Genomic DNA, 24,788 nt, shown 5'->3' on the forward strand with positions numbered 1-24,788 from the left:
GGGGGTGGCCACCGCCTCCCCCACCTCCGCCGCCTCCCGAGGAAGGTCCGCCGCCACCGGGGGCGCCCGGCGGGCGCGGGCGCTGAGTGCCGCGTGTTCACCTGGTGGGCACCCCGATGCGGGCCCGTGTTCCAGTCCCCTGTCCGGTACGCGGACCACAGGGGCGGAAGGCACGGGGTGCCGGATACGGTGGTGACACCATGAGCGCTTCGCAGACCTCTGACATCCCGACTCTTCTGGTGAAGATCTTCGGTAAGGACCGGCCAGGGATCACGGCCGGCCTCTTCGACACCCTCGCCGCCTACTCGGTCGACGTCGTCGACATCGAGCAGGTCGTCACCCGTGGCCGCATCGTCCTGTGCGCGCTCGTGACCAAGCCGTCGGCCGCCCTCGAGGGCTCCCTGCGGGCCACCGTCCACAGCTGGGCGGAATCCCTGAAACTGCAGGCCGAGATCATCTCCGGCATCGGTGACAACCGTCCGCGCGGGCTCGGGCGCTCGCATGTGACCGTGCTGGGGCATCCGCTCACCGCCGAGTCGACGGCGGCGATCGCCGCGCGGATCACCGCGACGGGCGGCAACATCGACCGTATCTTCCGGCTGGCGAAGTACCCCGTGACGGCCGTCGAGTTGATGGTCTCCGGGGTCGAGACCGAGCCGCTGCGCACGGCGCTCGTGACCGAGGCCGCGGCGCTCGGCGTCGATGTCGCGGTGGTGGCGGCGGGGCTGCACCGCCGGGCGCAGCGGCTCGTCGTCATGGACGTCGACTCGACCCTGATCCAGGACGAGGTGATCGAGCTGTTCGCCGCCCATGCGGGCTGCGAGGACAAGGTCGCCGAGGTCACGGCGGCCGCGATGCGCGGTGAGCTCGACTTCGAGCAGTCACTGCACGCGCGCGTGGCGCTCCTGGAAGGGCTCGACGCGTCGGTCGTGGACAAGGTCCGCAGCGAGGTCCGGCTCACGCCCGGCGCCCGCACCCTGATCCGTACGCTCAAGCGGCTCGGCTACCAAGTCGGTGTGGTGTCCGGCGGGTTCACGCAGGTCACGGACGATCTGAAGGAACGTCTCGGCCTCGACTTCGCCCAGGCCAACACGTTGGAGATAGTCGACGGGAAGCTCACGGGCCGGGTCACCGGCGAGATAGTGGACCGGGCGGGCAAGGCCCGGCTGCTGCGCCGGTTCGCGGCGGAGGCCGGGGTGCCGCTCGCCCAGACCGTGGCGATCGGCGACGGCGCCAACGACCTCGACATGCTGAACGCCGCCGGACTCGGTGTCGCCTTCAACGCCAAGCCGGTCGTACGCAAGGCCGCGCACACCGCCGTGAACGTGCCGTTCCTCGACACGGTGCTGTATCTGCTGGGCATCACGCGCGAAGAGGTCGAGGCCGCGGACATGCACGACGACTGACGCAAGCGATACGGGGAGCGGCGAACGGGGCCGGCACCGCTGTGGTGCCGGCCCCGTTCGCCGTCGGAGGGATGGGGCGTGAGAAGGGGTTACGCCCCGCCCGGCGCCCAGTAGTCGATGAGCGTGCCCACGCCGGGCTCGACGGACTTCCACGGGCCCTGGAACGTGAGCACCGCGAACGCCGAGGTCGGGAAGCCGCGGCGGCTCATGCGCTGGTGGGCGTCGCCCTCGGACTGACCGGCGAGGATCTCGGTGAGCCCCTGCACACCGGGGTTGTGTCCGATCAGGATGACGTTCTGCACGTCCTCGGGGATCTCGTTGAGCACGGCGATGAGCTCGCCCGGCGAGGCCTCGTAGACCCGCTCCTCGTAGACCGTCTTGGGCCGGTGCGGGAGCTCGTGCACGGCGAGCTTCCAGGTCTCGCGGGTCCGGGCCGCGGTCGAGCAGAGAGCGAGGTCGAAGGAGATGCCGGTGTCGGCCAGTTTGCGGCCGGCTACGGGGGCGTCCTTGCGGCCCCGCTCGGCGAGCGGCCGCTCATGGTCGGACACCTGTGGCCAGTCGGCCTTCGCATGTCGGAAAAGGACAATCCTGCGGGGTTCTGCGACGCTCATGGGTCCCAGCTTCGCATGAAACAGGCCATGGAGCGCAGGGAGTTGACGCGGTCTCCCCGGCGTGGTTGACGCCCTGCGCGCAGGTGGCCCAAGGGCTGGTGGGGCGCGGACGCCGAAGGGGTCGGTGCCGGACCGAATCCTGCGGGCTGGTGCCGCGCGGACGCCTGGCCTGTGCGGCACGGACGCCCTGGCCTGGTGCGGCACGGGCGCCTGGACGGATACGGGCGTATGCCTGGACGGACTGATACGGCGCGGCGCCTCAGTGGACCTGCCTGAGGACCGCCTGCTGCATGCGCTCGACAACGTTGGTGAGCGAAGGGTCGCCGCTCGCCGCCTGGGCGTCAGCCGGGTTGAGTACCAGCATCAGCAGGGCCGCGAAGGCGAGGGCCGGAAGCAGGACGGCCCACCAGGGGAGCCGTGGCGCGGCGCCGCCCGTGCGTGCCGGGTGAGGCTGGGTGTGCGCAGGGGCCGGCATGCCGTCTCCGTGGTCCTCGAGAAGTCCTCGCAGCGTCGTCGCGTTCACATCTCGAAGCTACGGAGTACGCGCCCTTCAGCCCATCCGGTGATCCACCCACTTGACCCTGACACCAACCCCCTAGGGGGTGGTGGGGACAACCCCACCGAGGACGGCGAGGACGGCGCACGGGTCGCGCCCCGGACGGATCAGCGGGTCACGGAGAGGCGGTCACGGATCAGCGGGTCACGGAGAGGCGATCGACGCGATGATGCCGATGATCACGGTGATGGCCAGCATCGCGCCGAACACGAGGAGCAGCTTCTTCTGACCGTTCTGGGGATTCGGGTCGAGCACAGGCATGCGGCAAGTGTCGCACCCGCGGTACGGAGGGCCGCCGCCGGGGTGAGCCGGGGCATGCCGGGATGAGCAGGCCTGGCCCACCGGGCTCAGGTCGCCTCGCGCGCCCCGCATTCGTCCTCGACCGTCCGGTCGCGGCCCGCCAGGACGCCCATGGCGATCTGCGGGACCATCAATGCCGCCATGAGCGCGAGGGGCAGGCCCCAGCCTCCGCTGTGCTGGTAGAGCACGCCCACCAGCAGCGGGCCCGGAATGGAGATCAGGTAGCCCGTGCTCTGCGCGAAGGCCGAGAGCCTGGCGACGCCCGCTGCGGTTCTCGACCGCATGCCGACCAGGGTGAGGGCGAGCGGGAAGGCGCAGTTGGAGACCCCGAGCAGGAGCGCCCAGGCCCAGGCGCCCGCGGCAGGCGCGAGGTAGAGGCCGGCGTATCCGGCGAGGCCGCAGAGTCCGATGGCGACCACGATGGGCCCCTGGTGGGGCAGCCGGGTGGCCACCCGCGGGATGACGATGGCGAGGGGTATGCCGATGGCCATGGTCGCGGCGAGCAGCAGCCCCGCGGTGCCCGCCGGCACCCCGGCGTCGCGGAAGATCTGCGCCATCCAGCCCATCGTGATGTACGCGGCGGTGGCCTGGAGCCCGAAGAAGACGGCGAGTGCCCAGGCGGTACGGCTCCGGGTGATGCGGGGCCCACCGAGCCCGGGCCCATTCTCGGCCCGGTTCGGGGCACCGACGCCGTACGCGCCTCCGGCCCCGGAAGGGGCGGCGGCCCTGTCGGTTGCGGCACGTGGTCCGGACGGATCGCCGGGTCCGGACGGATCGCGGACTGCGGTTCGCCCCGTCCCCCGGCCGCCCACCAGCGGCAGCCACGGCAGTACGGCGGCCCCGGCAAGGAGGGCCCAGACCGCGAGCCCGGACTGCCAGTGCCCGCCCAATGCGCCGACCATCGGCACAGTGGCGGCGGCCGCGGCAGAGGTGCCGAGGGCGAGCGCCATCGAGTAGAGGCCGGTCATCGAGCCGACGCGGTCCGGGAACCAGCGTTTGACGATCACGGGCATCAGGACGTTGCTGACGGCGATGCCCATCAGGGCGAGTGCGCTCGCCACGAGGAAACCCGCCGTGCCGCCGGCGTACGGCCGGACGGCGAGGCCCGCCGCGATCGCGGCCATGCCGGCACAGACCACGGCGACCGGCCCGAAGCGGCGGGCGAGGCGCGGGGCCATGACGCCGAAGACGGCGAAGCAGAGCGGCGGCACGGAGGTGAGCACGCCGGCGACGCTGCCGCTCATGCCGAGGCCGTCGCGTACCTCTTCGAGCAGGGCGCCGAGGCTCGTTATGGCCGGGCGGAGGTTGAGGGCGGACAGCACGAGGCCGAGGATCACAAGACGCGTCGTCCACGCGCGCGTGGAAGGCCGCCCGGGCGCATCAACAGTGTCAGCGGCAGCCATGTCAGCTGCATCAGCCGCATCCACCGAGGCATCAGAGTGGGTCACGGACCCACCCACTGTGTCCGTACACGTCGTTGCCGACGGGGTCGACGCCATCGTCGGAGATTCCTCGCTAGCCATGCCGACCATCATAGAATCATGGGATGATTGGCTGTCCATCCCTTGGAGCCGATTCCGCCCGAAGGACCGTCATGCCGTTGAGTCACGCGCGCCGATCGGCGCTGTCGGAGCAGGTCATCGCCGCGCTGCGGAACCAGATCACCTCGGGTGAGTGGCCCGTCGGCTCCCGCATCCCGACCGAGCCGGAGCTCGTCGAGCAGCTCGGGGTCGCTCGCAACACCATCCGCGAGGCGGTACGCGCACTCGCGCACAACGGGCTCCTCGACATCCGTCAGGGGTCCGGCACCTATGTGGTGGCGACCAGCGAGCTGGCGGGCGTCATGCACCGCCGGTTCGCGGACGCCGACCCGCGGCATATCGCCGAGCTCCGGTCCACGCTGGAGTCCAGCGCGGCCCGGCTGGCCGCCGAGCGGCGCACCGAGCGGGACCTCAAGCAGCTCGACGCGCTGCTGCTGCGCCGTGAAGAGGCGTGGGAGTCCGGCGACGCGGAGGCCTTCGTGACGGCCGACGCGACGTTCCACATGGCCGTGGTGGCCGCGTCCCACAACGACGTGATGACGGCGATGTACGCGGATCTCGGCGAGGTGCTGCGCGCCTGGCTGCGCGAGGACGTCGGCGAGAAGCTGACGCCCGAGAACCACATGGACCACGCGCGGCTCGTGGACGCGATCCGCACGGGCGACGCGGACGCGGCCGCCTCCGAGGCCGCCGGTTATCCGTTCCTGTGCCGCCCCGGTCGTCTCGGCGACGGCAAGCGCGACGGCGAAGAAAAGCCCGGCGGGCAGGAGGGCCCCGTCACCGCTCGTGGCTGACCCACACCGAGCGGACCTCCTTCCAGCACCGCCCGGTGAGCCGGACCGTCATGGCCGGCTCGGCTGCGACGGGGGCGCCGTCACTGTCGAGGTCCCACCAGCGGTCGCACTCGATGTGCAGCCGAACCCGGTCCGTCTCCGGATACGGGTTGTGGCAGTAGACCGTCACATGGGAGCCGTCGATGCTGGTGCGGCATTCCGCTCCGAAGGCCTCCGGCAGGGCTTGGTCGCCCTTGTCGCCGTCCACGCGCGCGTGCTCGTGCGTGGACTCTTCCGAGGCGTTCGAGGAGACAAGGGACGGCAGGACGGCGACGAGGGCGAGCGCGGCGAGGACCGCCCCAGGGAGCGCGGCGTAGCCGCTCCAGCGGAGCCGGTGCCCGGACCGGCGGTGGAACACGCGCACAAGGGGTACCTCCTCCTCGGCCGTACTGCGGCAGTCTGTGAGGCCGCCGCGGCTGCACCACAAGGGGGAATGCCTCTTTGGGGAACCCTGGGGAACCTCCGGAGAACTCGGACTTCTCGACTTCTCGTACTCCAGAGTGCGCGATTTCGCGCCCCGGCCGCCCGTCGGGTGGGCCGAACGGGCGACGCCCCGTCCCCCGCGTGGTGCGGGAGACGGGGCGCCGCCTCTTCGTGAACTTGTGAACGCACGACCGTGGGCGTGACCGCACCCGCGACAGTGGCCCTTGCCGTTGCCGTACGCGCGCCGGAGCGGACCGCTCAGGCGCCGATCGCGTGCAGACCGCCGTCGACGTGGATGATCTCGCCGGTGGTCTTCGGGAACCAGTCCGAGAGCAGGGCCACGACGCCGCGGCCGGCCGGCTCGGGGTCGGTGAGGTCCCACTCCAGGGGGGCACGGGTGTCCCACACGGAGGCCAGCTCGCCGAAGCCGGGGATGGACTTGGCGGCCATCGAACCGATCGGGCCCGCCGAGATCAGGTTGCAGCGGATGTTCTGCTTGCCCAGGTCACGCGCCATGTAGCGGCTGGTGGCCTCGAGCGCCGCCTTGGCCGGGCCCATCCAGTCGTACTGCGGCCAGGCGTACTGCGCGTCGAAGGTGAGGCCGACGACCGAGCCGCCGTTCTGCATCAGCGGCAGGCAGGCCATGGTCAGCGACTTCAGCGAGAACGCCGAGACGTGCATGGCCGTCGAGACCGACTCGAACGGCGTGTTGAGGAAGTTGCCGCCGAGCGCGTCCTGCGGGGCGAAGCCGATGGAGTGCACGACGCCGTCGAGGCCGCCGAGCTCCTCGCCCACGATGTCGGCGAGGCGGCCCAGGTGCTCGTCGTTGGTGACGTCGAGCTCGATGACCTTGGTGGGCTTGGGGAGCTTCTTGGCGATGCGCTCGGTCAGCGTGGGCCGCGGGAACGCGGTCAGGATGATCTCGGCGCCCTGCTCCTGGGCCAGCTTGGCGGTGTGGAACGCGATGGAGGACTCCATCAGCACACCGGTGATCAGGACGCGCTTGCCCTCGAGAATTCCGCTCATGGTGATCAGTGACCCATTCCCAGTCCGCCGTCAACCGGAATGACGGCTCCAGTGATGTACGAGGCGTCGTCCGAGGCGAGGAACCTCACCGCGGCGGCGATCTCCTCGGGCTGCGCGTACCGGGCGAGCGGCACCTGCGACAGGATGCCTTCGCGCTGCTCGTCGGAGAGCGCCTTGGTCATGTCGGTGTCGACAAAACCGGGGGCGACGACGTTGAAGGTGATGTTGCGCGACCCGAGCTCACGGGCGAGGGAACGCGCGAAGCCGACCAGGCCCGCCTTGGACGCCGCGTAGTTGGCCTGACCGGCCGAGCCGAGCAGGCCCACGACGGAGGAGATCAGCACGACGCGGCCCTTCTTGGCGCGCAGCATGCCGCGGTTGGCACGCTTCACGACGCGGAAGGTGCCGGTGAGGTTGGTGTCGAGGACCGAGGTGAAGTCGTCCTCGGACATGCGCATCAGAAGCTGGTCCTTGGTGACGCCGGCGTTGGCGACGAGCACCTCGACGTTGCCGTGCTGGGCCTCGATCTCCTTGTAGGCCTGCTCCACCTGCTCGCTGTCGGTGATGTCGCACCTGACTGCCAGGCAGCCCAGTTCCGTCAGGGCGGCCGGCGGCTCACCCGAGCGGTACGTGATCGCGACCTTGTCGCCTGCTTCCGCGAAGGCGCGGGCGATGGCGAGGCCGATGCCCCGGTTTCCTCCGGTGACGAGAACCGAGCGGCTCAACGGATCACCCTTTCGATAGCGGGTCTGGTACCTCGGAAACCTATCGGTTTGAACCCGCCCGCGGAGAATCGGCCACCCACAGTGGCTCGGGGTACACACTGTCGGGTCCCTACAGAATCACCGTCGCGTCTCCCCGGAAGCGCCGCACGGAAACGCCCGGGGGAAGCGCCCCGGGGAAACGCCCGGCCGCGGTCCGTCGCGAGGAGCGGGCGGCAGCGGGCCGGGAGCCAAGCCGAGGGCCGAGGGTCGGGACCCGGAAAAGTCCGGCCCTGCCGACCGCGTGTCGTGTTTCACTTCGGACTGGCAAACGGAGGGTACGAGGGAAGGAAGGCCACCCGTGGCCCATGACATTGACCAGTCGTTCCTCGAGCTGCCGCTGAGGGCTCTCGCCGACGCGGCGCTCGCCCGGGCGCGGGCGCTGGGGGCGGAGCACGCGGACTTCCGCTTCGAGCGGGTGCGCAGCGCGTCATGGCGCCTGCGTGACGCGAAGCCGTCGGGGTCGGCGGACACCACGGATCTGGGCTACGCGGTCCGGGTGGTGCACGGCGGCACCTGGGGGTTCGCGTCGGGCGTTGATCTGACGATGGACGCCGCGGCGAAGGTGGCGAGCCAGGCCGTGGCGATGGCGAAGCTGTCGGCCGAGGTGATCAAGGCCGCCGGGTCCGACGAGAGGGTGGAGCTGGCCGACGAGCCCGTGCACAGCGAGAAGACCTGGGTCTCCGCGTACGAGATCGATCCCTTCACCGTGCCGGACGAGGAGAAGACCGGGCTGCTGTCCGCATGGAGCGAGCAGCTCCTCGCATCCGACGCCGTCGCGCACGTCGACGCCTCGCTGCTCACCGTGCACGAGAACAAGTTCTATGCGGACACGGCGGGGACCGTCACGACGCAGCAGCGCGTGCGGCTGCATCCGCAGCTCACGGCTGTCGCGGTCGATGAGTCGAGCGGCGAGTTCGACTCGATGCGCACGCTGGCGCCGCCGGTCGGGCGCGGCTGGGAGTATCTGACGGGCACCGGCTGGGACTGGGACGGCGAGCTCGCGCAGATCCCGGACCTGCTCGCCGAGAAGATGCGCGCCCCGAGCGTCGAAGCGGGCCTGTACGACCTGGTCGTCGACCCGTCCAATCTATGGCTGACCATCCACGAGTCCATCGGGCACGCCACCGAGCTGGACCGGGCGCTCGGCTACGAGGCGGCGTACGCCGGGACCTCCTTCGCGACCTTCGACCAGCTCGGGAAGCTGAAGTACGGCTCCGAGATCATGAACGTGACGGGTGACCGGACCGCCGAGCACGGCCTTGCGACCATCGGGTACGACGACGAGGGCGTGGCCGCGCAGTCCTGGGACCTGGTGAAGGACGGCACGCTGGTCGGCTACCAGCTGGACCGGCGGATCGCGCAGCTCACCGGCTTCGAGCGGTCGAACGGCTGCGCGTACGCCGACTCCCCCGGCCACGTGCCCGTGCAGCGCATGGCGAACGTGTCGCTGCAGCCGGATCCGGGAGGGCTGTCGACGGAGGATCTGATCGGCGGGGTCGACCGCGGGATCTACGTCGTCGGCGACCGGTCCTGGTCGATCGACATGCAGCGCTACAACTTCCAGTTCACCGGGCAGCGGTTCTTCAAGATCGAGAACGGGCGGCTCGCCGGGCAGGTCCGGGATGTCGCGTACCAGGCGACGACCACCGATTTCTGGGGCTCCATGGCGGCGGTCGGCGGCCCTCAGACGTACGTCCTGGGCGGCGCCTTCAACTGCGGCAAGGCCCAGCCGGGCCAGGTCGCGGCCGTCTCGCACGGCTGCCCGTCGGCCCTCTTCAAGGGCGTGAACATCCTTAACACCACGCAGGAGGCCGGGCGATGAGCACGACGACGCGTACGTCTCGTACGAACAAGCCGCACGAGGTCGTCGAGCGCGCCCTCGAGCTGTCCCGGGCCGACGGCTGCATCGTGATCGCCGACGAGCACTCGACGGCGAACCTGCGCTGGGCGGGCAACGCGCTGACGACGAACGGCGTCACCCGCGGCCGTACCCTCACCGTCATCGCGACCGTCGACGGCAAGGAGGGCACGGCGTCGGGCGTCGTCTCGCGCTCGGCCGTCACGGCGGACGAGCTGGAGCCGCTGGTGCGGGCGGCCGAGGCCGCCGCCCAGGGGGCGGGCCCCGCCGAGGACGCGCAGCCGCTCGTCGAGGGCGTCCCGGCGTCGCCGGACTTCACAGACGCGCCCGCCGAGACGTCGTCGGCGGTCTTCGCGGACTTCGCCCCGGCGCTCGGCGAGGCCTTCGCCCGGGCCCGCGCGGGCGGCCGTGAGCTGTACGGGTTCGCCAACCACGAGCTCGTCTCCAGCTATCTCGGTACGTCGACGGGGGTGCGGCTGCGGCACGACCAGCCGAACGGGACGCTGGAGCTGAACGCCAAGTCGCCGGACCGGATCCGCTCGGCGTGGGCGGGCCACTCCACGCGCGACTTCAAGGACGTCGATCCGGGCGCCATGGACGAGGAACTCGCCACGCGGCTCGGCTGGGCCGAACGGCGTGTCGACCTGCCCGCCCGCCGCTACGAGACGCTGCTGCCGCCGACCGCCGTGGCCGACCTGCTGATCTACCAGATGTGGTCGTCGTCGGGGCGGGACGCCGCCGAGGGGCGGACGGTCTTCAGCAAGCCGGGCGGCGGCACGCGGCTCGGCGAGAAGCTGTCCGAGCTGCCGCTCACCCTGCGCAGCGACCCGAAGGAGCCGGGGCTCGAGTCTTCCCCCTTCGTCCTCGCCCACTCCTCCGGCGACGACGCCTCCGCCTTCGACAACGGGCTGCCGCTGTCCGCGACCGACTGGATCCGCGAGGGCACGCTGGCGCACCTGATCACCACGCGGCACAGCGCCGGTCTGACCGGTCTGCCGTTGGCCCCGGCGATCGGCAACCTCATCCTGGACGGCGGCGACGACCGCTCGCTGGACGAGATGGTCGCCTCGACCGAACGGGGGTTGCTGTTGACCTGTCTGTGGTACATCCGCGAGGTCGACCCGGCCACGCTCCTGCTCACCGGGCTCACCCGGGACGGCGTGTACCTCGTCGAGAACGGTGAGGTCACCGCCCAGGTGAACAATTTCCGGTTCAACGAGTCGCCCGTCGATCTGCTGGGCCGGGCGGTGGAGGCCGGCCGTACGGAAAAGACATTGCCGCGCGAATGGAGTGATTGGTTCACTCGAGCTGCGATGCCTGCCCTGCGGGTGCCCGACTTCAACATGAGCTCGGTCAGTCAGGGGGTGTGACCCTCTTAGACTTGCGGGGAGCCAACCGCTCCGTTCAAACGGATCGCGTACACACCGTTCAAGGAGACAAGCAACCGTGACGGACATCGTCGACGAGCTGAAGTGGCGCGGGCTGATCGCCCTGTCCACTGACGAGGACGCTTTGCGCAAGGCGCTCGCGGACGGTCCCGTCACGTTCTATTGCGGCTTCGACCCGACGGCGGCCAGCCTGCACATCGGCCACCTGGTGCAGGTCCTCACCATGCGCCGCCTCCAGCTGGCGGGCCTGCGCCCGCTGGCCCTGGTGGGTGGGGCGACCGGCCAGATCGGCGACCCGCGCCCGACGGCCGAGCGCACGCTGAACGATCCCGAGACGGTCGCCCACTGGGTCAACCGGCTGCGCGCGCAGATCGAGCCGTTCCTGTCCTTCGAGGGCGAGAACGCCGCGGTGATGGTGAACAACCTGGACTGGACGGCCGGAATGTCGGCCATCGAGTTCCTGCGGGACATCGGCAAGCACTTCCGCGTCAACAAGATGCTGACGAAGGACTCGGTCGCCCGCCGCCTGGAGTCCGAGGAGGGCATCAGCTACACCGAGTTCAGCTACCAGCTGCTGCAGGGCATGGACTTCCTGGAGCTGTACCGGAGGTACGGCTGCACCCTCCAGCAGGGCGGCAGCGACCAGTGGGGCAACCTCACGGCCGGGCTGGACCTGATCCACAAGCTGGAGCCGCACGCCAATGTGCACGCACTGGCGACGCCGCTGATGACCAAGGCGGACGGCACCAAGTTCGGCAAGACCGAGGGTGGAGCCGTCTGGCTCGACGCCGAGATGACGACGCCGTACGCGTTCTACCAGTTCTGGCTGAACACGGATGACCGGGACATCTCGACGTACATGCGGATCCTGTCCTTCAAGTCCCGCGAGGAGCTGGAGGAGCTGGAGAAGATCACCGAGGAGCGTCCGCAGGCCCGCACCGCCCAGCGTGCGCTGGCCGAGGAGCTGACGACGCTGGTGCACGGCGCCGACCAGACGGCGGCGGTCATCGGGGCGTCCAAGGCCCTCTTCGGCCAGGGCGAGCTCGCGGAGCTCGACGAGAAGACGCTGACCGCGGCCCTCTCGGAGGTGCCGCACATCAAGGTCGACGGGCTCGGCCCGGTCGTCGACCTCTTCGCCGAGGTCGGCCTCGTGGCCAGCAAGTCCGCCGCCCGCCGCACGGTCAAGGAGGGCGGGGCCTACGTGAACAACGTCAAGGTCGTCGCCGAGGACGCCGTGGTGGCGGCCGAGGACCTGCTGCACGGCCGCTGGCTGGTGCTGCGCCGGGGCAAGAAGAACCTGGCGGCCGTCGAGGTCACGGCAGGCTGACCAGCCGGGTATCTCTCGGCCGAGTGCGCCGAAGGGGGCGGTTCCGCCATGGTGCGGAGCCGCCCCCTTCGGCGTACCGGCTCGGGCAGCCGGTGCTCGGCAGCCGGTACGTCACGCTTTTCGCCTCCCGCGGAGCGATACGTACAGCATGTCGCCGAGCCCCACGATGACCAGCGCCGCGACGAGTTGCAGCGCGTGCCGGCCCCAGTCGATGCCCCTGGTCTCGGCGATGCCGAAGGACGCCGCCAGCGCGTTGCCGATGACGGCGCCGATGATGCCGAAGACGGTGGTCAGCCACAGCGGGCTGTGCTGCTTGCCGGGGAGGATCGCCTTGGCCAGCAAGCCGAGTACAAATCCCACGATGATCGCCCACAACCAGCCCATGACTGCCTCCTAGTGCGGTAGTGCGGCTTGACGCGAGCTTGCCACCACTCTCCAGTCTCGGACCGTCGGTCATACGGCGCATGTCGGCGGCGCCATACGACGGACGGCGCAGCAGGTCCGCCCAGGTGGGACGGGGGCCCGGTGTCGTACCCGGCGCAGCCGCGGCGTACCGTGGGGTGTGTTCGGACCGGGCTCCGGCCGGATCGGTCAGGTCCGGGCCGGGGGAGAGTCCGACACGGCACTCGGGTGGTGGAACACGATGCGGAAGCAGAGCGGGGGCCAGGTCTTCCGGATCACGGCGGCCAGGCAGGGTCTCGCGGCCGATGTGAAGGCGCGCCAGCGCCGCTACGTCATCTCGATGTCGGTCCGCACCCTCTCGGTCATCCTCGCCGCAGTGCTGTGGAATGTGGAGCGGCACGTCGCCATCGTGGCTCTTGTGCTCGGCGCCATCCTTCCCTACATCGCCGTGGTGATCGCCAATGCCGGACGGGAGAACGCCCCGTCGCTTCCGTCGTCGGTCATCCTCACGCCACCCCGGCCGATGATCGGGCCGCCGCAGCGGGACAGCGCCGCGGAATCCGGCCCGGAGGACGTCGCCGATGTCGCCGACACCGCCGGCGAGGCCGCGACCGGTGTCGCCGGTGACCCGCGCGGCCGGTCCGGTGACGAGGCGCGGGATCAGAGCTGACACCGGGATTCCGCAAAGCTCAAGAAAAGCTCAGATCAATCATGACGTTCCGGTGCCGGTGGCCGGTTCCTCCGTGACATACTTCCTACGCGCTCCGCATCCCCCGTCGGAGCGACGGACCGACGCCGGGCAGCTCCCCCCGTGGCTGCTCGGCGTCGCCTTTTCTCCCCCTGTTCTCCCTTGTTCCGATCCCTCCCCCGTCCTCTCCTGGCCCTCCGCTTCCGTATGCCATTCCGTATGCCATGGCCGTGTCAGCTGGGCCCCCGCCGGGCGGTGGCTGGGGAGCGTTAGGGTCGAGGGCGTGACCGCCCCCGACTTCTCCTTCCCGCTGACCTCCTCGCCGGGGTCCCCGGAGTCCCCGATCTGCTCCGCCAAGGGCTGCCGCGCCGCCGCGGTGTGGGTTCTCGCCTGGAACAACCCCAAGATCCATACGCCGGAGCGCCGCAAGACCTGGCTCGCGTGCGAGGAGCACCGGGAGCACCTGTCGAAGTTCCTCGGCGTACGGGGCTTCCTGAAGGACGTGGTGAAGCTCGAGGAGTGGGTGGAGCCGGGCGAACAGGGCGGCTGAGGCCGGTCGGGCCCCTCAGCCGCCGATGGCCGACATCGGTCGCTCCGGCTGCAGGAACGACGGGTCGTCGAGGCCCGAGCCCGCCTTCTTGCCCCACATCGCCAGCTTCCATATGCGGGCGATCTCCTCGTCGGACGCGTCCGAGCGGAGCGCTCCTCGCAGGTCCGTCTCCTCGGTGGCGAACAGGCACGTGCGGACCTGGCCGTCGGCGGTGAGCCGGGTGCGGTCGCAGGCCGCACAGAACGGACGGGTGACGGAGGCGATCACGCCGACGCGGTGCGGGCCGCCGTCGACGATCCAGCGCTCGGCGGGTGCCGAGCCGCGCTCCTCAGCGCCTTCGGGGGTGAGTTCGAAGCGCGTACGCAGCGACTGCAGGATGTCGCCCGCGGTGATCATGCCCTCGCGCTTCCAGCCGTGCTGGGCGTCGAGCGGCATCTGCTCGATGAAGCGCAGCTCGTAGTCGTTCTCGATGGCCCAGGCGAGGAGCTCCGGGGCCTCGTCGTCGTTGAGCCCGGGCATCAGCACCGTGTTGACCTTGACCGGATCGAGCCCGGCCGCGCGGGCGGCCTCCAGGCCCGCCAGCACGTCGTGGTGGCGGTCGCGGCGGGTGAGGGTCTTGAAGACGTCCGGGCGGAGGGTGTCCAGCGAGACGTTGACCCGGTCGAGGCCCGCCTCCTTCAGGGCCTTCGCCGTGCGCCCCAGTCCGATGCCGTTCGTCGTGAGGGACATCTGGGGGCGCGGCTCCAGCCTGGCGACGCGGTCGACGATGCCGACGAGGCCGGGGCGCAGCAGGGGCTCGCCGCCGGTGAAACGGACCTCTGTGATGCCGAGCCGGGTGACGGCGATGCGGATGAGGCGGACGATCTCGTCGTCGGTGAGGAGGGTGGACTTCGACAGCCACTGCAGGCCCTCTTCGGGCATGCAGTAGGCGCAGCGCAGATTGCACCGGTCGGTCAGCGAGACGCGGAGGTCGGTGGCCACTCGGCCATAGGTGTCGATGAGCACTGCGGCCCCCTCCCTGGTCCGGATCACTCAGTCACTTGCGAGCCTACGTGACGCCACCGACATCGACACCAGCCTGATCCCACGACAAACCATGAGAAACGGCAGGAAACAACGAGAAATGGCACGGCCGCGTCGTAGAACCCACCAGGGGATCCACGACGCGGCCGTACGCAGGCTCCACGCGGCCGTCGGCGCGGGGGTGGTGGCCGCGTGGAGCTGACCGGGCAGCTCGGTGGGGCTCCGGATCAGTGCGCCCCGGTGCCCGTCAGCGACCGCACCTCCAGCTCGGCGTACTTCGCGGTGTCGGCCGACTCCTTGGACAGGACGGTGCCGAGCCAGCCCAGCAGGAAGCCCACCGGGATCGAGATGATGCCGGGGTTCTCCAGCGGGAACCAGTGGAAGTCGGCGTCGGGGAACATCGACGTGGGCTTGCCCGAGACCACCGGCGAGAAGAGCACCAGTACGACGGCCGTGGTCAGACCGCCGTAGATCGACCACAGGGCGCCCTGGGTGGTGAACCGCTTCCAGAAGAGGCTGTAGAGGATCGTCGGCAGGTTGGCGGACGCGGCGACCGCGAAGGCGAGGGCGACCAGGCCGGCGACGTTCAGGTCGCGGGCGAGCGCGCCCAGGCCGATGGAGACGACACCGATGGCGACCGTCGCGTACCGGGCGGCGTTGACCTCCTCCTTCTCGGTGGCCTTGCCCTTCCTGATGACGTTCGCGTAGATGTCGTGCGCGAACGAGGAGGACGAGGCGAGCGTCAGGCCCGCGACGACCGCGAGGATCGTGGCGAACGCGACCGCCGAGATGGTGGCCAGCAGGATCGCGCCCCACGCCGAGTCGACGCCGCCGAGGTGCAGGGCGAGGAGCGGGGCAGCCGTGTTGCCCGCCTTGTTGGAGGCGATGATCTCGTCCGGCTTGATCAGGGCCGCCGCGCCGAAGCCGAGCGCGATGGTCATCAGGTAGAAGCCGCCGATGATGCCGATCGCCCAGATCACGGACTTACGGGCCGCCTTGGCGGTCGGCACCGTGTAGAAGCGGATCAGGATGTGCGGCAGGCCCGCGGTGCCCAGGACCAGCGCGATGCCCAGCGAGAGGAAGTCCAGCTTGGAGGTGGCCGTGGCGCCGTACTTGAGGCCGGGCTCCAGGAAGGCCGCGCCCTTGCCGCTGTTCTCGGCGGCCGAGCCGAGCAGGTCGGAGACGTTGAAGTTGAACTTGAGGAGCACCAGGAACGTGATGAGCAGGGTGCCGCCGATGAGGAGGACGGCCTTGATCATCTGGACCCATGTGGTGCCCTTCATGCCGCCGATGGTGACGTACACGATCATCAGGACGCCGACCAGCGCGACGATGGCGACCTTGCCGGCGTCGCTGGTGATGCCGAGCAGCAGCGAGACGAGCACACCGGCGCCTGCCATCTGGGCGAGCAGGTAGAAGATCGACACGACGATCGTCGAGGTGCCCGCGGCCGTGCGTACCGGGCGCTGGCGCATGCGGTAGGCGAGCACGTCGCCCATGGTGTAGCGGCCGGAGTTGCGCAGCGGCTCGGCGACCAGGAGCAGCGCCACCAGCCAGGCGACGAGGAAGCCGATGGAGTAGAGGAAGCCGTCGTAGCCGAAGAGGGCGATGGCGCCGGCGATGCCGAGGAAGGACGCGGCGGACATGTAGTCGCCCGAGACGGCGAGCCCGTTCTGGAAGCCGGTGAACTGGCGGCCGCCGGCGTAGAAGTCGGAGGCGTCCTTGGTCTGCCGTCCCGCCCACACGGTGATGAAGAGGGTCGCGACGACGAAGAGGCCGAACAGGGTGATGATCAGCGGCCGGTGCTCGCTCGCCTCACCGGCGGCGAGCTGGACCTGTGCGACTGCGGGGCTCATGCGCCGCCCTCCATCCGGGACTTGATGGCCTCGGCCTTCGGGTCGAGCTTGGCCGCGGCGTGGCGGGCGTACCACCAGGCGATCAGGAACGTGGTCAGGAACTGGGCGAGGCCCAGCACGAAGGCGACGTTGATGTTGCCGAAGAGCTTGGTGCCCATGAAGCCGCCGGCGTAGTTGGACAGCAGCACGTACACCAGGTACCAGGCGATGAACGCGACGGTGAGCGGGAAGGCGAAGGAGCGGTACGAGCGGCGCAGTTCGCCGAACTCCGCACTCTCCTGCACCTCGATGAAGTCCTCCGCCGAGGGTGTTGCGGGACTGGTTGCCGGGCCGTCCTTCGAAGGCGGCAGTGCATCGGTAGCCACGGAGTCTCCTCGCGATGCGGGTGCGGTGGTGGTCGGGGTGGTCGGGGATTTGGTGGTGTTCTGATCGGACATGTGCTGTTTCTCTGATGTCACGTGATGTGGATCACGGGCACGCGTGTGGATGCATACCCGTGGTCCGGAACGTGATTCGGCCGGGGGTTCGATGGTGCTGACACCCCCTGTCCAACGTCACGGCGGCGCGCGCGGCGCGGTTCAACCGGCTTCATTTCTTTCGAAAGTCGTTGCTGGCCAGGGACGACGGGGGATAGCTTCACCCTGAACCACCGTCATGTACCTGCCCGAGCACCACCTGTGTTCGGGCAGTTCACGTTTCCGGATGATGTGGAGACCCCATGGCTCATCTGCGTCCCAGACGCCCCGGACGCCCAGGCCGCCGAAAGACCGCTGCTCTCGCCGTGCCGATCGGCATCGCGCTCACGGCGTCCCTCGGGCTGATGCCGGGCCTCGCGACGGCCGCGACACCCGACATCCCGACCGCCGCGGCCGCGGAGAGCTCGACCTATCCGTACGTCGTCAACACCTCGACCGACCACAAGACGATCGAGTCGGTGAAGAAGGCGATCGCCAAGGCCGGCGGCACGATCGTCATCGCCTACGAGAAGATCGGCGTCATCGTCGTCCACTCGGCGAATCCGGACTTCGGCAAGCAGATACGCACGGTGCGCGGGGTGCAGTCGGCGGGGGCGACGCGGACGTCGCCGCTGACCGCGGCGGGGACGACGGACGAAGGTGCGGCGCAGGCTCTGTCGGCCGCGGATGCCGCCAAGATCTCGGCCACCGCCTCCGCCGGGGAGGAGCCGCTCGAGCCCGAGCAGTGGGATCTGCGGGCGATCGGCGCCGACAAGGCCGCCGAGATCAACCCGGGCAGCAAGGACGTCACCGTCGCCGTGATCGACACCGGCGTCGACGACACCCACCCGGACCTCGCCCCGAACTTCTCGCCCTCGCAGTCCGCGAACTGCGTGAGCGGCAAGCCCGACACCACGTACGGCTCCTGGCGGCCGGTGGACGCCGACCACTACCACGGCACGCATGTGGCGGGCGAGATCGCCGCGGCCCGCAACGGCATCGGCGTCGCGGGGGTCGCACCCGGCGTCAAGGTCGCCGGTATCACGGTGGCCCAGCCGGACGAGAACCAGCTGTTCTTCCCGGAGAGCGTGGTCTGCGCGTTCGTGTTCGCCGCCGACCACGGCGTCGAGATCACCAACAACAGCTACTACGTGGACCCGTGGCTGTACAACTGCATGGACGACCCCGACCAGCGGGCCATCGTCGACGCGGTCAACCGGGCCCAGCTGTACGCCCAGAAGAAGGGCACCCTCAACATCGCGTCCGCGGGCAACTCCAACCACGACCTCGCATCGGACGCGATCGTCGACGACTCGAGCCCCGACGACTCGACCCCGGTCACCCGCACCATCGACCCGAGCGAGTGCTTCGACGTGCCGACGCAGCTGCCGGGCGTGGTCACGGTCAGCGCCACGGGCGTCAAGGACCTCAAGTCGTACTACTCCACGTACGGCAAGGGCGTCGTCGACATCGCCGCGCCTGGTGGTGACAAGTACCAGATCCCGGACACGCCGTCGGGGAACGGCCGGATCCTCTCGACGATGCCGGGCGGCGGATACGAGTATCTGCAGGGCACCTCGATGGCGTCGCCGCACGCCGCCGGTGTCGCCGCGCTGCTGAAGTCCACGCACCCGAAGGCCACCCCGGCGCAGCTCCAGTGGCTGCTGAAGGCCCAGGCGGACAACCCGGGCTGCCCGACCGAGCCGTACGACCCGGACGGCAACGGCACCGTGGACGCCACCTGCGAGGGTGGCGACCGCGTGAACGGCTTCTACGGCTTCGGGATCGTCAACGCCCTGAAGGCCGTCAAGTAGCAAGTAGCAGGGTGACGAGGGCCGTTCGGGGAGGGTCCCGGGACGGCCCTTGCCGCTGTGTGCGGCATAGTGCCTGCATGAGGCACTCATCTTGGGACCGGCCGGACGGGTCAGACGCATCGGATGGATCGGATGCGGCGGGCGGACCGGACGCCTTGGGCGGTACGCGGGTTGCGTGGGCCGCGCTCGGCGCGGACCCCGCTCTGCTCGACCGCGTCTCGCCCGTCGTCCGCGAGGGGGCGCTGACCGCGCGGCTTCCCGTCATCGAGCTCGCCCGCGCCTGTGTGGGGGCGTGTGCGCTGGCCGCCGCCGAACTCGCCGCGCGCCGCACCAGGCGGCCCGTCCCGGAGGTGCGGGTCGACGACGGCGCGGTGGCCACGGCCTTCGTCAGCGAGCGGCATCTTCTCGTGGACGGCAGAGCGCCGGTCAACTTCGCGCCGCTGTCCCGGTTCTGGCGTACGGCGGACGGCTGGGTGCGTACCCATGCGAACTATCCGCACCACCGCGCACGGCTGATCTCAGCGCTGGGTCTCGCTGAGGAGGACGCCTCGGTCGAGCGGGTGGCCGCGGCCCTCGCGGAGCGGCGCTCGACGGAGGTCGAGGAGGCCGTATATGCGGCCGGGGGCCTGGCCGTCGCGCTGCGCACGCCCGAGGAGTGGGCCGCGCATCCGCAGGGCGGCGCGGTGGCGGGGAAGCCGCTCATCCGCCGGGAGCCGATAGGGGAGCCGGACGCCTCTTCTCATGGGCGGCCGGCGCACCGGCGCCTGCCGGACCTCTCCGGCGATCCGCTGCTGCCCGCCGCCGGGCTGCGCGTCCTCGACCTCACGCGCGTCATCGCGGGCCCGGTCGGGACCCGCACGCTCGCCCTGCTCGGCGCCGACGTACTGCGCGTGGACCCCCCGCAGCTGCCCGAACTCCCGGACCAGCACGCCGACACCGGCTTCGGCAAGCGCTCCACCACGCTCGATCTGACGGCGCGCGCCGACCGCCGGGCCTTCGAGGATCTGCTCGCCGAGGCCGATGTCGTCGTCACCGGCTACCGGCCCGGCGCGCTGGACCGGCTCGGGCTCACTCCGGAGGCGCTCGCGGCCCGGCGGCCGGGCATCGTGGTCGCGCAGGTCTCGGCGTGGGGTGACTACGGGCCCTGGGGCGAACGGCGGGGCTTCGACAGCCTGGTGCAGGTCGCCACCGGCATCGCGGCCGTGGAGGGGTCCGGGGAGTGGCCGGGGGCGCTGCCCGCCCAGGCGCTGGACCACGGCACCGGCTATCTGCTGGCCGCGGCGGTGCTCCGCTCGCTCACGGAGCAGCTGGACGGAGGCGGCGCGACGTCCATCCGGCCGGCCCTCACGCAGACGGCGCAGTGGCTGGTGCACGGGCTCGCCGACGACGCGGGGCAGCGGACCGCCGCGGAGGCTGCTGCCGCGTACGACCCGGAGAACCCCGCGCCGTGGCTCGGCGTCGCGGAGAGCCCGCTGGGACGGCTCCGGCATGCGCTGCCGCCGGTCTCCTTCCGCGGCGGGCCGGACAACTGGGCGCAGCCGCCGGGCCGTTGGGGCGAGGACGCTCCCACGTGGCACTGAACCGAAGACTGCTCAGCGCCGGGCGGACGGCGCCCGTACGGCGTTCCCGTACGGACTGACGGACGTAGTACCGGAATGCCGTTGTTCCAGTTGTCCTGCTGGAGTTGCCCCGGTCTGCGGCGACTCGCGAAGCTCTTGCCGTGAGCTCCATACGACCGGAAGCCGGCCCGAACGGCGAAAGACCCGTCCGAGAGGCGCCCGCGCCCGCCTCCGTTCCTGTTGCGTCCCTTCCCGCTCCCGCTGCTCCCGGTGCTTCCACTGCCCCCGTGCGGCGGGAGGGCGCAGGGCGGGCCGTCGCGGTGCTCGTCCTGGTGGCCGTCGCGGCGCTGGTTCCGCTGCTCGGGCCGTCGGCCGCCCTGCACGGCACCGGGGAGGCGGCGGCGCCCGGGGCCGGCGGGATCGGACTGCTCCGTATGGTGCTGTTCGCCGCGTTGTGCGTGCAGCTGGGTGGGGTGTTCGAGGGGTGGCTGGCGCGGCGGGTGCCGGGGGCGCCGCAGGAGCCCTCGCCGCGCAGTTGGGCGCTCTTCGCGGCGGGTGCGGGATGCGTGGCGGCGCTGGGGCTGGCCTCGGTGGCGTCCACCGGGAACCTGGTTCCGCAGCGGCTCTCCGACATGGACGTCGGCGGGCTCTACCAGACCCGTGACGGTGCGGTCGCGCTGCTGGAGTTCAACGCCTTCCTCGTCGCCGGACTCTGCGCACGCTCGCGCCGTCCGGCGACGCAGGTGCTGCCGCTGGCCGCGGTCATCGCCGCCGAGGCGCTGCGCGCGCACCCCACGACGGAGGACGCCCCGCTCGTCGGCTCGGCCCTGACTCTCGTCCATCTGACGTGCGCAGCCCTGTGGGCCGGCGGGCTGCTGCACGTGCTGCGCCGCATACGGCTGTGGCGTCGGACCGCGCCCACGGCGGGTGCGGCGCTTCTCGGCCTGTACGCGCGCGTGGCGGTCGTTCTGCTTGCCGCGATCACGGCGACGGGGCTGTGGAGCACACTGCGGCGGATGCCGCCGTCCACGGTCCTCGACCAGCTGGCGACGACGGCCTACGGGCGCACCCTGCTGGCGAAGGTGCTCCTCGTCGCCGTCGTCACCGCCCTCGCGCTGACGGCGAGGCGCCGCCTGAGGCGGTCCGCCGACCGGTGCAGCGCGTACGTCCCCGCGCGCGCGGAAGTTGCCGTACTGGGCCTGGTCGTGGCCGTGTCAGCGCTGCTCACGGCGTTGCCGCTGCCGATCCGCTGGTAGCGGCAGGACGGCGCGCGGCTACGGTGGCACGCTGGGCTTCGAGCACCCCGCGGGTGAGCAGGTACTGCGCCGCGAGATAGGTGCCCATGACCCACAGGTCCGGGCGCGGGAGCTGAGGCCACTCCGCGACGCCGGTGGCGATGAGTGTGTCGGAGAGCAGGAAGAGCGCTCCCCCGATGCCCGCCGTCCACCCGAGCCGGCCGGCGCCGTACGCCATGGCCGTCAGCAGCAGGCTGTACGCGGCGACGGGTCCGCGCAGCTCCGCCGGAAGGTCCGGCCACAGCAGAGTGACCGTGCCGACGAGCACAGCGCCGTATGCGATCGGGATCCAGGTGGCGGCACGCGCGCGTGCGGTGAAGCGCACGAGCCTTGCGAAGAGCACCAGATAGCAGACGTGTCCCGCCGCGAACGACGCCATCCCGGCGAGGAACGCCGGATCGGTGTCGAACAGCAGCAGCGTGTCACCCGCGCATCCGAACAGCAGCGCACCGAGCAGGAGCGGTGGCCCGCCCCGCGCGACCGCATGGGCTGCGAGCAGCGGCATGAGGAGCGGCTTGACGACGGTGTGGCCGGTGTCGGCCCCGGCGGCCAGCGCGACGAGATCGGCGACCGCAGCGAGCACGAAGGCCCCCAGCAGCGCGCGGGCGGCCCGCTCTCGACGGTTCACGCAGCGCCCTCCCCGACCGTCTGCCGCCCGGCCGGCCCCTCCCCCACGATCGGCCGCTCGGCCGCACCCTCCCCGACTGCCTGCCGTCCGGCCGTTCCGGCCGTGGACGCTTCGGGCCCCGTCGGCTGCCACCCGGGACCGCGGAACACGCGTCCCGCCCGCTCACGCCAACTGTGCGCCGCCCGCAAGTCCTTGGCGATGGCGACGTACTCGTGCGTGGCCACGCGCAACGGGTTGTAGGTCGTGATGTTCTTGGTCAGTCCGTAGACCGGCCGCTCGGTCTCCGGTACGAAGCTGCCGAACAGCCGGTCCCAGACGATCAGGATGCCGCCGAAGTTGCGGTCCAGGTAGCCGCCCTGGGACGCGTGGTGGACCCGGTGGTGCGACGGCGTGTTGAAGACGAACTCGAAGGCGCGGGGCAGCTTGCCGATGCGTTCGGTGTGGATCCAGAACTGGTACACGAGGTTCGCCGACGAGCAGAACGCGAGCGCCGCCGGGTGCACGCCCAGCGCGATCATCGGCAGGTAGAAGGGCCAGACCGTCCACGTCGTCCAGGGCTGCCGCAGCGCGGTCGTGAGATTGAACTTCCGGCTCGAGTGGTGGACGACGTGGCAGGCCCACAGGATCCGCACGACGTGGTGGCCGCGGTGCGACCAGTAGTAGAAGAAGTCCTGCGCGAGCAGCATCAGCGGAACCGTCCACCACAGCACGGGCACCCGCAGGGGCGTGAGCTCGTACACCGCCGTGTAGACGGCGACGATCGGGATCTTCCACAGGAAGTCGAAGACGAGACTGCCGAGCCCCATCGTGATGCTGGTGGCGGCGTCCTTCGCCTCGTACCCGGCGGCGTCCTCGTCCGGATGGAGACGGACGCTCACCATCTCGACGACGGTCAGCAGGACAAAGGCCGGTATGGACCACAGCACGACATCGGGCAGGTTCGGCATGGGTGCACCGTAGAGGCCGGGGTCGGCCGCGGCCAGACCTCGTTACCGACAAGTATTACCGGCGGTACGGGCCCACTTCTTGGTGGCTTCGGCCATTGATCTTCAGCCGGTCTCCGGGTCAGCGGCGCTCGCTCCATGCACCCTTATGGAGGCTCGTCGTGCGGAGAACCGCTGGTGGGCGTAGCGTCACTTCCGGGTGCCTGATCGCTCACCTGGGGAGCCTCTGCCCCCGGGTGAGCGATCGGCCATGCACCAACCCCGCCATCACCAGACGCGGACCCTTCCCCCGGCCGCGAACACCGGGCTGGTGGCGTCCGCCGGAGGTTCCTTCAGTGGTGCGGCCAGCTCCTCCACGGTCGGGCCGACCTTCGCCGCGATCGGCTCGAGGTGGTCCAGGTCGAAGCCGTACACACGGGCCGCGTTGCCGCCCACCATCGCTGCGATCTCATCGCGCGGCAGACCCGCGTACGCGATGCGCAGGCCCTCCCGGGAGTACGGATACGTCCCTTCGTCGTGCGGGTAGTCGCTGCCCCACATGATCTTGTCGAGGCCGATGCGGTCGCGCAGCGGTACCTCGTGGGGCCGCATGAAGCTCGCGCCCACGAAGCAGTTCTCGCGCCAGACCTCGCTCGGGCCCTTGCCCATCGAAGCGGCAAGTCCCGCACCGAACTTGGACTCCGCGGTGGACGCGCGCGTGGCCGCCGCCACCAGCCGTCCGTGGTAGTAGTCCAGCATGTCGAGCACGCCGGGGATCCAGCCCGAGCCCTGCTCGGTGAGGACGAGTTTCAGCTCCGGGTGGCGGCGGAACGCTCCGCCGAACACCAGGTGCCACAGCGCCCGGTGCGAGAACCACGTCGTCTCGACCATGAAGACGGCGCGCGCGGCCGGTTCGTCGCCGAGCGGCGGCGATGCGGAGCCGGCGTGGTGGTTGACGGGTACGCCGAGTTCGGCGCAGGTGGCCCAGATCGGGTCGTACGCCGAGGAGTACAGCTCGGGCAGGCCCGATCCCGGCGGGGTGCCGGGCAGGAGCAGACCGCCCTTGAGGCCCGCGGCCGCCGCCCAGCGGATCTCCTTCACGGCCTCGTCGACGTCGTTGAGGAGGATCTGGAAGACGCCCGCGCGGCGGCCGGGCGCCGCCGCGCAGAAGTCGGCGAGCCAGCGGTTGTGGGCGCGCAGGCCCGCCCAGCGCTGCTCGAACTCCTCGCGGGTCGGCGCCGGGGCCATCAGGGACGCGGACGGGAAGAACGGCGGGATGGTGTTGGGGAAGACGACCTCGGCGACGATGCCGTCCTGCTCCAGTTCCGCGAGGCGCCGGTCGGAGTTCCAGTTCTTGTCGGCGGTGTCGGCCAGCAGGTCCTCGTACGGATTGACGTAGGTGTCGGCCCAGGCGTCGAACGCGTCGTGGTGGCGGGACTCCAGGTACGGCTTGTAGTCGAGGAGGTCGGCGCCCGCGTGGCAGTCGGCGGAGATGACGGTGTAGCGGTCGGCCGTGGCCGTCGCGGGGTCTCGGCCGGTCGTGGCCGTCACGGGGTCTCGGT

At 70.8% G+C, this 24,788-nt stretch carries 24 protein-coding genes; 10 read left to right on the top strand and 14 right to left on the bottom strand.

The annotated features are described in order from the left end of the window. Positions 1–200: 200 nt before the first annotated feature. Positions 201–1,406 (top strand): phosphoserine phosphatase SerB, encoded by a 1,206-nt coding sequence (gene serB / locus STSP_RS00485; protein WP_067270488.1) that lies wholly within the window; start codon positions 201–203, stop codon positions 1,404–1,406. Between the two features lie 89 nt (positions 1,407–1,495). Here the strand turns inward: serB and STSP_RS00490 are convergent, their stop codons facing one another. The 4 genes from STSP_RS00490 to STSP_RS00500 form a co-directional block, all read right to left on the bottom strand. Then, positions 1,496–2,017: a SixA phosphatase family protein gene (locus STSP_RS00490; RefSeq protein WP_067270491.1), complete on the bottom strand. Its 522-nt coding sequence runs from the start codon at positions 2,015–2,017 to the stop codon at positions 1,496–1,498. Positions 2,018–2,276: 259 nt separating this feature from the next. After that, a complete protein-coding gene (locus STSP_RS00495; RefSeq protein ID WP_408646217.1) occupies positions 2,277–2,540 on the bottom strand; it encodes a hypothetical protein in 264 nt (87 codons plus the stop codon). A gap of 177 nt (positions 2,541–2,717) precedes the next feature. Further along, entirely contained in the window at positions 2,718–2,834 is a 117-nt protein-coding gene (locus STSP_RS40680; RefSeq protein WP_107441149.1) for an SGM_5486 family transporter-associated protein, read from the bottom strand. Between the two features lie 86 nt (positions 2,835–2,920). Beyond that, on the bottom strand, positions 2,921–4,408 hold the full coding sequence (locus STSP_RS00500; RefSeq protein ID WP_078066775.1) for a CynX/NimT family MFS transporter: 1,488 nt from the start codon (positions 4,406–4,408) through the stop codon (positions 2,921–2,923). 59 nt (positions 4,409–4,467) lie between these two features. Here STSP_RS00500 and STSP_RS00505 point away from each other — a divergent pair, with 59 nt between their 5' ends. Next, positions 4,468–5,208 (top strand): FadR/GntR family transcriptional regulator, encoded by a 741-nt coding sequence (locus STSP_RS00505; protein ID WP_232789470.1) that lies wholly within the window; start codon positions 4,468–4,470, stop codon positions 5,206–5,208. Here the strand turns inward: STSP_RS00505 and STSP_RS00510 are convergent. From STSP_RS00510 to fabG, 3 genes are all read right to left on the bottom strand, one after another. Beyond that, positions 5,192–5,512, bottom strand: coding sequence for a hypothetical protein (locus STSP_RS00510; protein ID WP_067270534.1), 321 nt, complete (start codon positions 5,510–5,512; stop codon positions 5,192–5,194). The genes STSP_RS00505 and STSP_RS00510 overlap by 17 nt on opposite strands. A gap of 416 nt (positions 5,513–5,928) precedes the next feature. After that, the gene (gene fabI, locus STSP_RS00515; RefSeq protein ID WP_067270495.1) at positions 5,929–6,696 is read right to left on the bottom strand and encodes an enoyl-ACP reductase FabI; all 768 of its coding nucleotides are present in this window, start codon (positions 6,694–6,696) and stop codon (positions 5,929–5,931) included. Between the two features lie 5 nt (positions 6,697–6,701). Beyond that, positions 6,702–7,421 (bottom strand): 3-oxoacyl-[acyl-carrier-protein] reductase, encoded by a 720-nt coding sequence (gene fabG / locus STSP_RS00520; protein WP_067270498.1) that lies wholly within the window; start codon positions 7,419–7,421, stop codon positions 6,702–6,704. Between the two features lie 337 nt (positions 7,422–7,758). Here fabG and STSP_RS00525 point away from each other — a divergent pair, with 337 nt between their 5' ends. The 3 genes from STSP_RS00525 (at position 7,759) to tyrS (ending at position 12,033) form a co-directional block, all read left to right on the top strand. Continuing rightward, positions 7,759–9,282 (top strand): TldD/PmbA family protein, encoded by a 1,524-nt coding sequence (locus STSP_RS00525; RefSeq protein WP_067270500.1) that lies wholly within the window; start codon positions 7,759–7,761, stop codon positions 9,280–9,282. After that, positions 9,279–10,688 (top strand): metallopeptidase TldD-related protein, encoded by a 1,410-nt coding sequence (locus STSP_RS00530; protein WP_067270502.1) that lies wholly within the window; start codon positions 9,279–9,281, stop codon positions 10,686–10,688. The genes STSP_RS00525 and STSP_RS00530 overlap by 4 nt, the downstream gene beginning before the upstream one ends. Positions 10,689–10,764: 76 nt before the next feature. Further along, the gene (gene tyrS, locus STSP_RS00535) at positions 10,765–12,033 is read left to right on the top strand and encodes a tyrosine--tRNA ligase (RefSeq protein ID WP_067270503.1); all 1,269 of its coding nucleotides are present in this window, start codon (positions 10,765–10,767) and stop codon (positions 12,031–12,033) included. A 111-nt stretch (positions 12,034–12,144) separates the two neighbouring features. Here the strand turns inward: tyrS and STSP_RS00540 are convergent, their stop codons facing one another. Beyond that, positions 12,145–12,417: a GlsB/YeaQ/YmgE family stress response membrane protein gene (locus STSP_RS00540; RefSeq protein ID WP_067270505.1), complete on the bottom strand. Its 273-nt coding sequence runs from the start codon at positions 12,415–12,417 to the stop codon at positions 12,145–12,147. A 259-nt stretch (positions 12,418–12,676) separates the two neighbouring features. Between STSP_RS00540 and STSP_RS00545 the strand changes: the two genes are divergently transcribed. Both STSP_RS00545 and STSP_RS00550 read left to right on the top strand, forming a co-directional pair. Next, on the top strand, positions 12,677–13,105 hold the full coding sequence (locus tag STSP_RS00545) for a DUF3099 domain-containing protein (protein WP_078066780.1): 429 nt from the start codon (positions 12,677–12,679) through the stop codon (positions 13,103–13,105). 301 nt (positions 13,106–13,406) lie between these two features. Continuing rightward, positions 13,407–13,673 (top strand): hypothetical protein, encoded by a 267-nt coding sequence (locus STSP_RS00550; RefSeq protein ID WP_198547228.1) that lies wholly within the window; start codon positions 13,407–13,409, stop codon positions 13,671–13,673. A 15-nt stretch (positions 13,674–13,688) separates the two neighbouring features. On the opposite strand, the gene moaA is transcribed toward STSP_RS00550, so the two are convergent. The 3 genes from moaA to STSP_RS00565 form a co-directional block, all read right to left on the bottom strand. After that, positions 13,689–14,678: a GTP 3',8-cyclase MoaA gene (gene moaA / locus STSP_RS00555; protein WP_067270508.1), complete on the bottom strand. Its 990-nt coding sequence runs from the start codon at positions 14,676–14,678 to the stop codon at positions 13,689–13,691. Positions 14,679–14,923: 245 nt separating this feature from the next. Next, complete coding sequence (locus STSP_RS00560; RefSeq protein WP_067270510.1) at positions 14,924–16,552, bottom strand: solute symporter family protein; 1,629 nt, start codon at positions 16,550–16,552, stop codon at positions 14,924–14,926. Continuing rightward, positions 16,549–16,917 carry a DUF485 domain-containing protein gene (locus tag STSP_RS00565; protein WP_067270512.1) on the bottom strand — a complete coding sequence of 123 codons (369 nt, stop codon included), beginning with the start codon at positions 16,915–16,917 and terminating at the stop codon, positions 16,549–16,551. The genes STSP_RS00560 and STSP_RS00565 overlap by 4 nt, the downstream gene beginning before the upstream one ends. 353 nt (positions 16,918–17,270) lie before the next feature. On the opposite strand from STSP_RS00565, the gene STSP_RS00570 reads away from it, so the two are divergent. From STSP_RS00570 to STSP_RS00580, 3 genes are all read left to right on the top strand, one after another. Next, positions 17,271–18,821 (top strand): S8 family serine peptidase, encoded by a 1,551-nt coding sequence (locus tag STSP_RS00570; RefSeq protein ID WP_067270514.1) that lies wholly within the window; start codon positions 17,271–17,273, stop codon positions 18,819–18,821. A gap of 77 nt (positions 18,822–18,898) precedes the next feature. Next, a complete protein-coding gene (locus tag STSP_RS00575) occupies positions 18,899–20,401 on the top strand; it encodes a CoA transferase (protein WP_078066776.1) in 1,503 nt (500 codons plus the stop codon). Positions 20,402–20,667: 266 nt separating this feature from the next. After that, positions 20,668–21,636, top strand: coding sequence for a CopD family protein (locus tag STSP_RS00580; protein ID WP_067270518.1), 969 nt, complete (start codon positions 20,668–20,670; stop codon positions 21,634–21,636). Here STSP_RS00580 and STSP_RS00585 read toward each other — a convergent pair. The 3 genes from STSP_RS00585 to STSP_RS00595 all read right to left on the bottom strand — a co-directional run bounded on the left by STSP_RS00585 (position 21,605) and on the right by STSP_RS00595 (position 24,777). Next, entirely contained in the window at positions 21,605–22,303 is a 699-nt protein-coding gene (locus tag STSP_RS00585; RefSeq protein ID WP_067270520.1) for a lysoplasmalogenase, read from the bottom strand. The genes STSP_RS00580 and STSP_RS00585 overlap by 32 nt on opposite strands. Beyond that, positions 22,300–23,250, bottom strand: a complete 951-nt coding sequence (locus STSP_RS00590; RefSeq protein ID WP_078066778.1) for a sterol desaturase family protein — start codon at positions 23,248–23,250, stop codon at positions 22,300–22,302. The genes STSP_RS00585 and STSP_RS00590 overlap by 4 nt, the downstream gene beginning before the upstream one ends. A gap of 264 nt (positions 23,251–23,514) precedes the next feature. Beyond that, positions 23,515–24,777 carry an amidohydrolase family protein gene (locus STSP_RS00595; RefSeq protein WP_067270539.1) on the bottom strand — a complete coding sequence of 421 codons (1,263 nt, stop codon included), beginning with the start codon at positions 24,775–24,777 and terminating at the stop codon, positions 23,515–23,517. Positions 24,778–24,788: the final 11 nt, after the last annotated feature.

Origin of the sequence: Streptomyces jeddahensis, assembly GCF_001642995.1 — a bacterium.
Lineage (GTDB): Bacteria > Actinomycetota > Actinomycetes > Streptomycetales > Streptomycetaceae > Streptomyces > Streptomyces jeddahensis.

Coding starts and splice junctions, on each gene's coding strand:
- fabI (WP_067270495.1), bottom strand. CDS start 6,696: ATGAGCGGAATTCTCGAGGGCAAGCGCGTCCTGATCACCGGTGTGCTG.
- STSP_RS40680 (WP_107441149.1), bottom strand. CDS start 2,834: ATGCCTGTGCTCGACCCGAATCCCCAGAACGGTCAGAAGAAGCTGCTC.
- STSP_RS00540 (WP_067270505.1), bottom strand. CDS start 12,417: ATGGGCTGGTTGTGGGCGATCATCGTGGGATTTGTACTCGGCTTGCTG.
- STSP_RS00505 (WP_232789470.1), top strand. CDS start 4,468: ATGCCGTTGAGTCACGCGCGCCGATCGGCGCTGTCGGAGCAGGTCATC.
- STSP_RS00575 (WP_078066776.1), top strand. CDS start 18,899: ATGAGGCACTCATCTTGGGACCGGCCGGACGGGTCAGACGCATCGGAT.
- STSP_RS00500 (WP_078066775.1), bottom strand. CDS start 4,408: ATGATGGTCGGCATGGCTAGCGAGGAATCTCCGACGATGGCGTCGACC.
- STSP_RS00570 (WP_067270514.1), top strand. CDS start 17,271: ATGGCTCATCTGCGTCCCAGACGCCCCGGACGCCCAGGCCGCCGAAAG.
- STSP_RS00590 (WP_078066778.1), bottom strand. CDS start 23,250: ATGCCGAACCTGCCCGATGTCGTGCTGTGGTCCATACCGGCCTTTGTC.
- STSP_RS00545 (WP_078066780.1), top strand. CDS start 12,677: ATGCGGAAGCAGAGCGGGGGCCAGGTCTTCCGGATCACGGCGGCCAGG.
- STSP_RS00530 (WP_067270502.1), top strand. CDS start 9,279: ATGAGCACGACGACGCGTACGTCTCGTACGAACAAGCCGCACGAGGTC.
- STSP_RS00560 (WP_067270510.1), bottom strand. CDS start 16,552: ATGAGCCCCGCAGTCGCACAGGTCCAGCTCGCCGCCGGTGAGGCGAGC.
- STSP_RS00490 (WP_067270491.1), bottom strand. CDS start 2,017: ATGAGCGTCGCAGAACCCCGCAGGATTGTCCTTTTCCGACATGCGAAG.
- serB (WP_067270488.1), top strand. CDS start 201: ATGAGCGCTTCGCAGACCTCTGACATCCCGACTCTTCTGGTGAAGATC.